This is a genomic window from Burkholderia sp. AU19243 (genome assembly GCF_018148075.1).
Lineage (GTDB): Bacteria > Pseudomonadota > Gammaproteobacteria > Burkholderiales > Burkholderiaceae > Burkholderia > Burkholderia latens_A.
This window is the reverse complement of record NZ_JAGSTV010000002.1, coordinates 167,091-179,824: the sequence shown is the minus strand read 5'-3', so window position 1 is coordinate 179,824 and position 12,734 is coordinate 167,091. Positions and strand designations below refer to the sequence as shown.

6 protein-coding genes are annotated in these 12,734 nt (G+C 67.9%); 2 read left to right on the top strand and 4 right to left on the bottom strand.

Features of this window, described 5'->3' with window-relative positions; genetic code table 11:
* Positions 1–22: 22 nt before the first annotated feature.
* The 4 genes from KDW55_RS04255 to KDW55_RS04240 all read right to left on the bottom strand — a co-directional run bounded on the left by KDW55_RS04255 (position 23) and on the right by KDW55_RS04240 (position 4,015).
* Positions 23–442 (bottom strand): DoxX family protein, encoded by a 420-nt coding sequence (locus KDW55_RS04255; RefSeq protein ID WP_069243060.1) that lies wholly within the window; start codon positions 440–442, stop codon positions 23–25.
* Between the two features lie 167 nt (positions 443–609).
* The gene (locus KDW55_RS04250; RefSeq protein WP_040140035.1) at positions 610–1,887 is read right to left on the bottom strand and encodes a cytochrome c; all 1,278 of its coding nucleotides are present in this window, start codon (positions 1,885–1,887) and stop codon (positions 610–612) included.
* A 2-nt stretch (positions 1,888–1,889) separates the two neighbouring features.
* A complete protein-coding gene (locus tag KDW55_RS04245) occupies positions 1,890–3,509 on the bottom strand; it encodes a GMC family oxidoreductase (RefSeq protein ID WP_040140036.1) in 1,620 nt (539 codons plus the stop codon).
* The gene (locus tag KDW55_RS04240) at positions 3,509–4,015 is read right to left on the bottom strand and encodes a sugar dehydrogenase complex small subunit (RefSeq protein WP_040140039.1); all 507 of its coding nucleotides are present in this window, start codon (positions 4,013–4,015) and stop codon (positions 3,509–3,511) included. Before KDW55_RS04240 ends, KDW55_RS04245 begins: the two co-directional genes overlap by 1 nt.
* Before the next feature lie 304 nt (positions 4,016–4,319).
* Between KDW55_RS04240 and KDW55_RS04235 the strand changes: the two genes are divergently transcribed.
* Both KDW55_RS04235 and pbpC read left to right on the top strand, forming a co-directional pair.
* Positions 4,320–10,355 (top strand): MG2 domain-containing protein, encoded by a 6,036-nt coding sequence (locus KDW55_RS04235; protein WP_212161155.1) that lies wholly within the window; start codon positions 4,320–4,322, stop codon positions 10,353–10,355.
* A 10-nt stretch (positions 10,356–10,365) separates the two neighbouring features.
* Complete coding sequence (pbpC, locus tag KDW55_RS04230) at positions 10,366–12,618, top strand: penicillin-binding protein 1C (RefSeq protein WP_209822690.1); 2,253 nt, start codon at positions 10,366–10,368, stop codon at positions 12,616–12,618.
* The last annotated feature ends 116 nt before the right edge of the window (positions 12,619–12,734 follow it).

Sequence of the window (12,734 nt, the reverse complement as noted above, 5' to 3'; positions counted from 1 at the left end):
TGTGCACGGGCCGGCAGTCCGTTCACCCGCGATCGACCGAAAAACGTCCGGGGCCCGCCGCGCACAGCGCGAGCAAGCCGCCCGAGATCGCGATGTTCTTGTAGAAATGAATCATGTTGTTGATCTGCTCGCCGCCGGCCATCGTCCAGTAGTGGTGGCCGATGACCGCGGTGCCGATCGTGTACAGCGCAAGCAGCAGCGCGAGCGGCCGCGTCTGAAAGCCGACGAGCAGCGCGATGCCGACGAACAACTCCATCACGACGGAGATCGCCGCCGAAACGATCGGCGCCGGCGCACCCTCGCTTCCCATGAACGCGATCGTACCGGAGAAGTCGACGATCTTCTTCCAGCCGAACATCACAAACAGGATCACGAGCAGGATTCGGGACAACAGCAGCAGCACATCGCGCTGGGACGCGAGAAACGGTTGATTCGGTGTCATGGTGTGATCAACGAAAGCGATGCGCGCAAGCAACCGCACGCACCGGATTGCCAATGAACCAGGACGGGCGGCCTTCAGGGCCGCCCGCCCCGCTCTGCAACAACCGGCATCGGGGCCAACCGATGTGCTGTGCTCCTCCTGTCAGTGCTGCGGCGACTGCGCACGCGTCAACGCGCCTTCGCGACGTCCTGCTCGGTCACCTTCGCGGCCGGATTGCCGAACTGCCCCGTCACGTAGTTCGCCAGCGCGGCGATCTGCGCATCCGTCAGCTCGTTGCGGAACGCGGGCATCCCGACGTCTTCGCTGCCGGCTTTACGCTCGACCCCGTTCAGGATCACCTGCACGAGGTTCGTCGGATTCGGCGCACCGACCGTCGAATTGTGGAATAGCGACGGATAGTAGCCGTCCGGCGTGCCCTTGCCTTGCATCTGGTGGCACGTCGCGCAGTTGCCGAGGTACAGCCGGGCCGGGTCGATGCCCGACGACGCGAGCGGCACGCCGCGCAGCTTCAGCCCGTCTTCCGCGGGCTTGCCCCACGACGAACGCGACTGCTTCGCATCGCCGTTGGCGACGGCTGGCACCGTGCGGATGTACGTCGCGATCGCGCCGATATCGGCGTCGGTCATCTTCGAGAAGCTGTGCTCGACCGCTTCGGCCATCGGGCCGGCCGCCTGCGCGACGCCCGGCACGCTGCCGGTACGCAGGTACTGGACGAGCTGCTGCTGCGTCCAGCCGCCGATCCCCGCGTTCGGGTCCGACGTGATGTTGTAGCCGTCCCAGCCCGCCAGCACCGAGCCGGACAGGAAGCTGCCGCCCGTCTCGTCGAGCGACTTCTCCTGCATCGCGATACCGCGCGGCGTGTGGCACGTGCTGCAGTGCGCGAGGCCCTGCACCAGGTACGCGCCACGATTCCACTCGGCGCTCTGCGACGGTTTAGGCTGGTACGCGCCGTCTTTCAGGAACAGCCAGTTCCAGATCTTCAGCGGCCAGCGCATGCTCAGCAGCGCCGGAATCTCGTTCTTCGGCGGCGCCTGCTTCACCGGCTCGACGCCATGCATGAAGTACGCGTACAACGCCTGCACGTCGTCGTCGTTGATCTTCGCGTACGACACGTACGGCATCGCCGGATACAGGTTGTCGCCGTTCTTCGACACCCCGTGACGCACGGCGCGTTCGAAGTCCTCGAACGTCCACTTGCCGATACCGGTATCCGGATCCGGCGTGATGTTGCTCGTATAGATCTTGCCGAGTTTCGGCACCGGCATCGCGAGACCGCCCGCGAACGGTTTGCCGCCCTTCGCGGTGTGGCAAGCCATGCAGTCGCCGGCGACCGCGAGATATTCGCCGCGCTTGATCTGCGCGGGATCGGCGGAATCGGCCGCGCGCACGAGGCCCGGCAGCGCGACACAGCCCGCGAGGAGGAAGGTGAGAGTAGATTTCCGCACGGTCAGACTTCCTTCTTCAGCGTGTCTGACATCCGCAGCGCGAGCGCCGCGATCGTCAGCGTCACGTTTACCGTACCGACGGTCGGCATCGTCGAGCTGCTCGAGATGAACAGGTTTGGATGGTCGAACGTGCGGCAGTCCTTGTCGACGACGGAGTCGCGCGCATCCGCGCCCATGATCGTCGAGCCCGTGATGTGGTTGTTCGGCGCGAACTCGTCGTTGAACACCACGTCAGTGCCGCCCAGCACCTTCGCAGCGGTCGCGTAGACCTCGCGCGTATGCACCGCGCCGCGTTTGACGTAGTCGTCGATCGCATACGTGATTTCCGGGCGCGGAATGCCGATCGCGTCGGTGGCCGTCTTGCTCGGCACGATGCGGTTTTCGGGTTGCGGCAGGATCTCGTGGAAGCAGTCGAACTGCACGTAGCGCGCGGAGCGGTCGCGGATCTGTGCGTCGAGCTCCTCCGGCTTCATCAGCTTGCCGGCCTTGAAGATCTTCTGCGTCTCCTGGTTGATGCGCGACATGTTCGACAGGTGGATTTTCTTCGCCGCTTCGGTCGCGCGGAACGGCCCGTCGCGAAAGCCGATCAGCGACGTCATTTCCTGCGGGCCGCGGCCCGGCCACAGCTTCTCGCTCGCGTAGAACGACACGCCCGTGCCCGGGTGATCCATCAGGTTGCGCCCGACCATGTCGGAGCTGTTCGCGACGCCGTTCGGGAAATCGCGATTCGCGGACATCAGCAGGATCTTCGGCGTCTCGATGCCGTTCGCCGCCACCACAAAATACTTGCCTTCGACCCGGTGGTCTGCGCCCGTCTTGTCCTTGTAGATCGCGGCGACGATCCGCTTGTCCGGCCCTGTCTCGAGCTTGTAGACGACCGCGCTGTCGATCAGTTTCGCGCCCGCCTGCTCGGCCTTCTGCACGTGCACGATGCCGTTGTACATCGCGCCGATCGGGCAGATCGGCATGCAATTGTTGTTCCCGCAACAGGTCGGCCGTCCGTCATACGGACGGCTGTTGCGCGCGACCGGCTCGGTCACCACGTGGAACTTCGGGTCATAGCCGTTGAGCGCGCTCTTGATCGTCTGCTCGTTGAACGACAGCGGCAGCGGCGGCATCGGGTAAGGCTGCTTGCGCGGCGAGTACAGATCCTCTTCGGGACCCGGCCCCCACACGCCGAGCTCTTCCTCGGCGCGCTGGTAGTAATGCTCGAGGTCGTCGTACTGGATCGGCCAGTCGCGGCCGACGCCGTACACGGTCTTCATCTTGAAGTCGTTCGGGATGAAGCGCCACGCAGACGCGGCCCAGTGCCACGTCGTGCCGCCCACCGCGCGGATGTACTGCGAGTTGAACTTGTGCTCGCCCTTCAGGATCAGGTAGTCGTTCGGCGGGCCGTATTCCGGATGCGGCGCCCACGGGCTCGACGGGTACGGCGCCATGAAGTCCGTCTTGTCGGGCTGATTGCGAAAGCGCTCGACAATTTCGCCGCGCGGCATGCGCGGGCCGGCCTCCAGCAGGATCACCGACTTGCCGGCCATCGCCAGCTGGTGCGCAACGATCGCGCCTGCGACACCGGACCCGACGACCACGACGTCGGCTTTTTGCGTATCGGTATCGGCCATCAGGCTTGCCTCTCGATCGGTTTTTCGGCCCAGAAGCCGGGTTTGTTCGGGCAATACGACGGAATCACGAGCGTATCGGACACGACGCTGAACATTAATGCTTCTTCGTAGGCAATCACGACGTTGTCGACGATGCCGAGATACCACGCGCCGAGTGTCGACAGCGCGGCGGCTTCCTGATCGGGCGTCAACGAGCCGGACGCAAGCGCGCCCGCAAGTTGCGACAGCGCGTCGGCGGTTTTGAACGAGCCCTTCTGCAACGCTTGCAGGTAGCGTTCGCCGAGCACGCGGCTCAGCCCTTTCTTGCCTGTCAGTGCTTCGGAGAGCGTCATGAACGCGTCGATCGGCGCGGTGCCGGGGCTGTCGGCCAGGGCCCGCAACGCCAGCGAGCCGGTGAGACTCGCCGCCGTCAGCGCCAGTGCGCCCTGCAGCCATTGACGCCGCGTGATGCCTGTTGCGGCTGCGTCGCTATCGCGACGCGAGTGGGGGGTGTTGTCGTTGTGCATGTTTCCTTCTCTCGAACACCGGATTCGGGAAAACCACGCTTGATATTTCTCAAACTATCGCGCGGCCCTGCAATGTACGCGCACAAACCGGATCGGACAATGCTTTTATAGTCCATTAAATGTTCCGCAATCCGAGACAATCGACATTTCGCTTCATCTTTGTGTCGTCGACGCGACAATTCTGCAACGGGATGCCGGTGTGTCGCAACCCGACGACACGCAACCTTCGGCCATTCGCTCGCATGCGCGTCGGTTAGAATCGCGTGCAATCAAACAGAAAGCTTCCCTCCGAGGGCATCGAGCGATGAAGCAGCACGACAAACACAACAACACGCGTTCAATCCACCACACCACACGGCTGCTCTTGCGCATCGGCGCGGTGGCCGCGCTCGGGGCCGCCACCGCGCTGTCGCTGCACGCGGGCGCGGCGCGCACCGTGAGCGTGTCGCCGCAAGGCACCGTCACCGAAGTCCGGCAGAGCGTCGTCAAATTCGACGAGGCAATGATCGCATTCGGGTCGGCATCCGCGCCGAACCCGGCGCGTCTGACCTGCAACGATTCCGCTGCCGCACGCGGCCAAGGGCACTGGCTCGACGACAAGACGTGGGTGTACGACTTCGAGAACGACCTGCCGCCGGGCGTGCGTTGCTCGGTCGCGCTCAACGACACGCTGCGCTCGGTCGCCGGCAATGCGGTCAGCGGCCCGCGCCGCTTCACGTTTCAGACTGGCGGCCCGTTCCCGGTCACGGTGCGTCCCGGCTCGCGCGAGATCGAGGAACGCCAGGTTTTCGTGCTGAAGCTGAACGGCCCGGCCGAGCCGCGTTCGGCGCTCGCGAACATCTGGTGCGAGGCGGCCGGGATTGGCAACCGCATCCCGGTCACCGCCGCCGACGACGCGACGCGCAACGCGCTGCTCGATCACTTCGGGCTGAAGAAGGACGCCGCGCGCGTGCTGACGCTGTCGTGCGCGCAGGCTCTTCCTGCAAGCGCGAAGATGCAGCTCGTGTACGGCAAGGGCGTCGCGAGCCCGAGCGGCATCGCGAACGACACCGAGCGCCGCTTCGACTTCACCGTGCGCGCGCCGTTCGCCGCGAGTTTCTCGTGCGAGCGCGAGAACGCGAAGGCGCCGTGCACGCCGCTGCGCCCGCTGACGCTGTCGTTCAATGCGCCGATCTCGCGCAAGAACGCCGAAGCGATCAAGCTGCGCGGCCCCGACGGTTCGCTTTCGCCGGCATTCGCGGCCGACGACCACAGCGACGAAGTGACGACCGTCAAGTTCGATGCGCCGCTGCCCGCACAGGCGAATCTGACGATCGAACTGCCGTCGGGCCTGCGCGACGTGACCGACCGCTCGCTGTCGAACGCCGACCTGTTCCCGCTCGCGACGCGCACCGCGCCGATGCCGCCGCTTGCAAAGTTCTCGTCCGGCACGTTCGGGATCGTCGAGCGCTTCGCCGAACCCGATACACCGGCGCTCGTGCCGGTCACGTTGCGCAACGTCGAAGCCGATCTGCACATTGCAGGCCTGAACGCGGGCGGCGCGCAATTTTCGAACCTGAAGGTCGAGAACGACACTGCGATCCGTCAATGGATGCGAACCGTCGAGCGTTTCGACAACTGGTCGATGACGGCCGGCACGATCGATGAGCGCATTCCGGGCCTGCTGCAACGCAAAGGCCAGCATCCGGTCTACGTGCCGCTCGAAGCCGGCGAGAAGATGCCGGCGCCGCAGAACCGCCGCATCGACGTGCGCTCGCTGTCGCTGCTGACCGGCGAACCCGGTGTGCAGGCGCTGACGCTACCGAAAGCCGACCCGAAGGGCCTGCGCCCATTCGAGGTCGTCGGTGTGCCGATCGACAAGCCCGGCTTCTACGTGCTCGAACTCGCGTCGCCCGCGCTCGGCCGCTCGCTGCTCGCGAAACCGTCGAACATGTACGTGCGCACCGCCGTGCTCGTCACGAACCTCGGCGTGCACCTGAAGCAGGGGCGCGAGAACAACCTCGTGTGGGTCACGACGCTCGACAAGGGCAAGCCGGTGCCGAATGCGCAGATCCGCGTGTCCGATTGCAACGGCGATGAAATTGCGTCCGGCAAGACCGACGCGCAGGGGCTGCTCACCATCGACGGGCCCTTCGAGCCGAAGCACGAATGCAGCCAGACGGAGCGCTTCGGCGACTATTTCGTGTCGGCGCGCGTGGACGATCCGAAGACGGGCCCGGACATGGCGTTCGTCAGTTCGAACTGGAACCGCGGGATCGAGTCGTGGCGCTTCAACGTGCCGACCGACACCGACAGCGCACCGACCGTGCGGGCACACACCGTATTCGACCGCACGCTGCTGCGCGCCGGCGAAACCGTGTCGATGAAGCACTTCCTGCGCACCGAGACGCTGCAGAGCCTCGCGTTCCCCGCGCAATATCCGGCGCGCGTGACGATCCGTCATCTCGGCTCCGACCAGACGTACAAGCTGCCGCTCGCGTGGTCCGCCGACCACAGCGCGGATACGCAGTTCACGCTGCCGCCGGCGGCCAGGCTCGGCGAATACAGCGTCACGCTCGAAGGCGGCCCGGACGATGCGCCGACCGCGAGTTACTACAGCGGCAGCTTCCGCGTCGAAGCGTTCCGCCTGCCGGTGCTCAAGGGGACGATCAGCGCGCGCGACGCGCAGAAGAGCCCGCTTGTCGCGGTCAAGGAAGCGCCGCTCGCGGTGCAGATCGACTACGTGTCGGGCGGCGGCGCGTCGAATCTGCCGGTGCAGGTATCGGCGCTGATGAAGTGGGCGTCGCCGCCGTTTGCGGATCGCTTCGAGGACTTCAGCTTCACGCCGTATCGTCCCGAGCGCAGCGACGGAAACGCCGACGACGATGCGCAGGACGGCGACAACGCGTCGGCCGCGAACAACGATCCGGACGCGACGAAGTTGATCGCTGACAAGCTGCCGCTGACGCTCGACCGCAACGGCGCGGGTTCGGTCACGCTCAAGGGCCTGCCCGACGTCGACGCGCCGAAACGCATCGCGCTCGAGGCGACGTTCGCCGACCCGAACGGCGAAGTACAGACGATTCGCGGCGACACGATCCTGTGGCCGGCCGCGGTGGTCGCGGGCATCAAGGCCGGCCGCTGGGTCTCGGTCGGCCAGCGCGTGCCGGTGCAGGCGCTCGCGCTCGACCTGCAGGGCAAGCCGCGCGCATCGGTCGCGATCGAGATCAAGGGCGTCGCGCATATCACGACGTCGTCGCGCAAGCGGATGGTCGGCGGCTTCTACGCGTACGACAACAAGAGCGACACGCGCGACCTCGGCGTGCTGTGCTCGGGCAAGACCGACGACACGGGCCGCATGGCGTGCGACGCGACGCTCGAACAGGCCGGCAACGTACAGCTGATCGCGGTCGCGAAGGACGGCGACGGCCGCACGTCGAACGCGTCGACGTCGGTATGGGTTACGCGCGAGGACGAACTCTGGTTCGGCGGCGACAACACCGACCGGATCGACGTGATTCCGGAGAAGACGTCCTACGAACCGGGCGAGACGGCCCGCTTCCAGGTGCGCATGCCGTTCCGCTACGCGACCGCGCTCGTCGCGGTCGAGCGCGGCGGCGTGATGGAAACGCACGTGGTGCAACTGAACGGCAAGAACCCGACCGTCGACCTGAAAGTCGGCGAATCGTGGGGGCCGAACGTATACGTGTCGGTGCTCGCGCTGCGCGGCCGTATTCGCGAAGTGCCGTGGTATTCGTTCTTCACGTGGGGATGGAAGGCGCCGGTCGAATGGGCGCGCGCGTTCTGGCGCGAAGGCCGCCACTACGAAGCGCCGACCGCGTTCGTCGACCTGTCCAAGCCCGCGTTCCGCTACGGACTGGGCGAGATCAAGGTCGGCACCGGCGTGCACCGTCTCGGCGTGACCGTAACGACCGACGCGACGCGCTACACGGTGCGCAGCAAGGCGCAGGCGCACGTCAAGGTCACGCTGCCGAACGGGCAGCCCGCCCCCGCTGGCACGCAGATCGCGGTCGCGGCCGTCGACGAGGCGCTGCTCGAACTCATGCCGAACAACAGCTGGGACCTGCTCGACGCCATGCTGCAGCGGCGCGCGTACGGCGTCGAGACGGCCACCGCGCAGATGGAAATCGTCGGCCGCCGCCACTTCGGCCGCAAGGCCGTGCCGGCGGGCGGCGGCGGCGGCAGCGCGCCGACGCGCGAGCTGTTTGACACGCTGCTGCTGTGGAACCCGCGCGTGACGCTCGACGCGAACGGCAGCGCGACCGTCGAGGTGCCGCTGAACGACGCGCTCACGCGCTTCCGGATTGTCGCGATCGCGGCGGTGGGCGCCGACCGCTTCGGCACGGGCAGCACGTCGATCCGCAGCACGCAGGATCTGCAGCTGATCTCCGGCCTGCCGCCGCTCGTGCGCGAAGGCGACGCGTTCCGCGCGCAGGTCACCCTGCGCAACACGACCGAGCGTGCGATGCAGGTCGTCGTGACGCCACACGTAACGGGCGTCGACGTCGCGCCGCAATCCGTGTCGCTCGCAGCCAATGCGGCGGCCGAGGTCGCATGGACGATCACCGTGCCCGAGCAGGCGCTCGACGCGGGCGGCGCGCTGAACTGGCGCATCGACGCGGCCGAGCAAGGCGGCAAGCGCGCGTCCGACGCACTGGCCGTCACGCAAAAGGTCGTGCCCGCGCTGCCGGTGACCGTGCAGCAGGCGACGCTCGCCCAGGTTGACGGCACGCTTACGGTGCCCGTCGCCGCGCCGGCCGGCGCCGTCAACAACGCGCAGGGGATGCCGCGCGGCGGGATTGCCGTGTCGCTGCAGTCGAAGCTCGCGGAGGGGCTGCCCGGCGTGCGGCGCTGGTTCGAGCGCTATCCGTACCGCTGCCTCGAACAGCAGACGTCGCGCGCGATCGGCCTGCACGATGCCGCGCAATGGCAGGCGCTGGTCGCCCGCATGCCCGTGTATCTCGACAGCGACGGCCTCGCGAACTACTTCCCGCCGTCGTCCGATGATGCGCACTACGGCAGCCCGACACTGTCGTCGTATCTGCTCGTCGTATCGGACGAAGCGAGCCGGCTCGACCCGCGTTTCGCGCTGCCGGAAGACGTGCGCACGCAGCTCGAAGCGGGGCTCGCGCGCTTCATCGACGGCCGCATCGAGCGCAACGCATGGGCGCCGCGCCAGGACCGCGATCTGCGCAAGCTCGCCGCGATCGAGGCGCTGTCGCGTTACGGCGCCGCGCAAGGCCGGATGCTCGGCTCGATCGAGATCGCGCCGAACCAGTGGCCGACGTCGGCGGTCATCGACTATCACGCGATTCTCTCGCGCGTGAAGGACATCCCGCAGCGCGACGAGAAGCGCGCGCAGGTCGAGCAGATCCTGCGTGCGCGCCTCACATACCAGGGCACGCAACTGGTGTTCTCGACCGCGCGCGACGACGACCTGTGGTGGTTGATGACGAGCAACGAAACCAACGCCGCGCGTCTCGCGCTGGAGTTCGCCGGCGACCCGGCGTGGAAGGACGAGATGCCGCGCGTCGCGACCGGTCTGCTCGCGCTGCAACGCCAGGGCGCATGGCAGACGACGACGTCGAATGCACTCGCCCAGCTCGCGATCGAGCGATTCTCGCGCACTTACGAGAGCACGCCCGTCGCCGGCACGACGAAGGTCGCGCTCGGCAGCAACGAGCGCGCGATCTCGTGGTCGCAAGCCCCTGCTGCGGCCGCCGACACGCCCGCGTCGGCCACCGCCGCGACCCGCACCGCCGCCGCGCGCAGTGTGCTGATGCCGTGGCCGCGCGCGGCGCAAGCGGCGGCGACGCTGTCCGTCACGCAGGACGGCACGGGCCGCCCGTGGGCGACCGTCGAAAGCCTCGCCGCCGTGCCGCTGCGCGCGCCGTTCGCGGCCGGCTACCGGATCGCGAAAACCGTCACGCCCGTGTCGCCTGCGGTCGGCGGTGTGTTGACGCGCGGCGACGTCGTGCGCGTGCGTCTCGACATCGATGCGCAGAGCGACATGACGTGGGTCGTCGTCAACGATCCGATTCCGTCCGGCGCGACGATCCTCGGCTCGGGCCTCGGCCGCGACTCCGAGGCCGCGACGCAGGGCGAGAAATCGCCGGACGGTGCATGGCCGGCGTTCATCGAGCGCGATTTCGACGGCTACCGCGCGTATTACGACTATCTGCCGAAGGGCAAATTCTCGGTCGAGTACACGGTGCGGCTGAACAACGTCGGCACGTTCGGGCTGCCACCGACGCGCGTCGAGGCGTTGTATGCACCGTCCGTGTACGGGCTGTGGCCGAACCCGCCGATGACCGTGAAACCGGCCGACGCGGGCAAGTAACGGGTATGTGATGATCGATCGTGTATTGCGGCGGCCGACGCGCTACGCCGGCCGCATCTTCGTCGCCGCCGTGCTCGCCGCGCCGCTCGTCGCGCATGCGCTGCCCGGCTACGACGACGTGCGCCGCAGCTGGCGCAGCTCGGACTGGGTGCTGCTCGCGCGCGACGGCACGCCGCTGCAGCGCATGCGCGTCGACCTCACCGAGCGGCGCGGCGACTGGGTGTCGCTCGCCGACGTGTCGCCCGCGTTCCGCGAAGCGATCGTCGTGTCGGAGGACAAGCGCTTCTACGAGCACAGCGGCGTCGACTGGCGCGGCATTGCAGGCGCGGCGTGGGGCAACCTGTGGAACGAGCGCACGCGCGGCGCGTCTACCGTGACGATGCAGCTCGCCGGGCTGCTCAGCGATTCGCCGCGACGCTCCGGCCAGCGCTCGTTGCCGCAAAAGGCGACGCAGGCGATGAACGCGCTGTTGCTCGAACGCGGCTGGCGCAAGGATCAGATTCTCGAGGCGTATCTGAACCTCGTGCCGTTCCGCGGCGAGACGGTTGGGCTCGGCGCGTTGTCGCAGGTGCTGTTCGGCAAGGCGCCGTCCGGCCTCGACGCGCGCGAGGCCGCGATCGCGGCGGCACTCGTGCGTGCGCCCAATGCGGCGCCCGCGAAGGTCGCCGAGCGTGCGTGCCGGATCCTGCGCGACATGCGTGCGGAGCACGCGTGCGCGTCGCTCGACGGCTACGTGCAGCTCGTGATCGCGCGGCCGGCCACCGTCGTGCGTAACGACGTCGCGGCGGACGGCGCCGCCCTCGCCCCGCACTTCGCGCGCCGAATCGCGGCCGAGGTCAAGCCGGCAGCCGGCGCACAGGTGCGCACGACACTCGACGCGCCGCTGCAGCGCTTCGCGCGCGACACGCTCACGCGCGCGCTGACCGAGCTCAACGCGCCCGCGCACCGGCGCAACGTGCAGGACGGCGCGGTCGTCGTGATCGACAACGCGAGCGGCGAAATTCGCGCGTGGGTCGGTTCGTCGGGCGCGTTGTCGAGCGCACGCGACGTCGACGCCGTGCTCGCGCCGCGCCAGGCCGGCTCGACGCTCAAGCCGTTCCTCTATGCGCAGGCGATCGACGAGAAGCGGCTGACGGCCGCGTCGCTGCTCGACGACGCGCCGATCAACCTCGCGGCCGGCGGCGGCCTCTACATTCCGCAGAACTACGACAAGGACTTCAAGGGCTGGGTGAGCGTGCGCAGCGCGCTCGGCGGCTCGCTGAACGTGCCCGCGGTGCGCACGCTCGTGCTCGTCACGCCGCATCGCTTCGCGCGCACGCTGACGGCGCTCGGGTTGCCGCTCGCGCAGGAAGGCGATTACTACGGATTCAGCCTCGCGCTGGGCAGCGCGGACGTCACGCTGCTGTCGCTGACCAATGCGTATCGCGCGCTCGCGAACGGCGGCGTCGTGCGCAACGTCGTCGATCGGCCCGCGGCGGTGCCCGCTTCCGGCGCATCGTCGGGATCGACTCGCGCGGACGACGGCACGCGTGTGTTCAGCGAAGCGGCCAGCTTCGTCGTCACCGACATCCTGTCCGACAACAACGCGCGCGTGCGCACGTTCGGCTTCGACAACCCGCTCGCGACGCGCTTCTTCTCCGCAGTGAAGACCGGCACGAGCAAGGATATGCGCGACAACTGGACGATAGGCTTCACGTCGCGCTATACGGTCGGCGTGTGGGTCGGCAATGCCGACGGCTCGCCGATGTGGGACGTGTCGGGGGTCACGGGTGCGTCGCCGGTGTGGTCGGCCGTCGTCGGCTACCTGCATCGCGACGCGCCGAGCCGCGCGCCGCGCCCGCCCGTCGGCGTCGAAACGCGCCGGATCGCGTTCGAGCGCGACGTCGAGCCGTCACGCAACGAGTGGTTCATCGCGGGCACGGCGCTCGACACGATCCGGCTCGCGGCGCCCGTCGCGCCGGGCAATGACGGCGCACGCGCGCCGCTGACGATCGGCGCGCCGACCGACGGCACGATCTTCGCGATCGATCCGGACATTCCGCCGAAGAATCAGCGGATCTGGTTCGAGCGATCGTCGGGGCACGCGGCGCGGTTCGCGTGGCGGCTCGACGACAAGGTGATCGGGCACGGCGACCGCATCGCGTGGATGCCTTGGCCGGGCCGGCACCGGCTGGAGCTCGTCGACGCGCGCGGCAACGTTGCGGACGCGATCGGCTTCGAAGTGCGCGGCGCGTTCGCGAAGCCGGCGGCGCGCAAACCCTGAGCGCCGCAGCTTACTGGGTCGCTGCGCCCGCACTCGCGGGCTGCGCAGCGCAAACCGCGCCATCGGCAGCACGCTCCGCGCTTCACCGGAAAACGGCCAAGCAACGCACCGATTCG

Bases quoted from the DNA above. Each gene is read 5' to 3' on its own strand.
- KDW55_RS04255 (WP_069243060.1), bottom strand. From the start codon at position 442: ATGACACCGAATCAACCGTTTCTCGCGTCCCAGCGCGATGTGCTGCTG.
- KDW55_RS04245 (WP_040140036.1), bottom strand. From the start codon at position 3,509: ATGGCCGATACCGATACGCAAAAAGCCGACGTCGTGGTCGTCGGGTCC.
- KDW55_RS04235 (WP_212161155.1), top strand. From the start codon at position 4,320: ATGAAGCAGCACGACAAACACAACAACACGCGTTCAATCCACCACACC.
- KDW55_RS04240 (WP_040140039.1), bottom strand. From the start codon at position 4,015: ATGCACAACGACAACACCCCCCACTCGCGTCGCGATAGCGACGCAGCC.
- pbpC (WP_209822690.1), top strand. From the start codon at position 10,366: ATGATCGATCGTGTATTGCGGCGGCCGACGCGCTACGCCGGCCGCATC.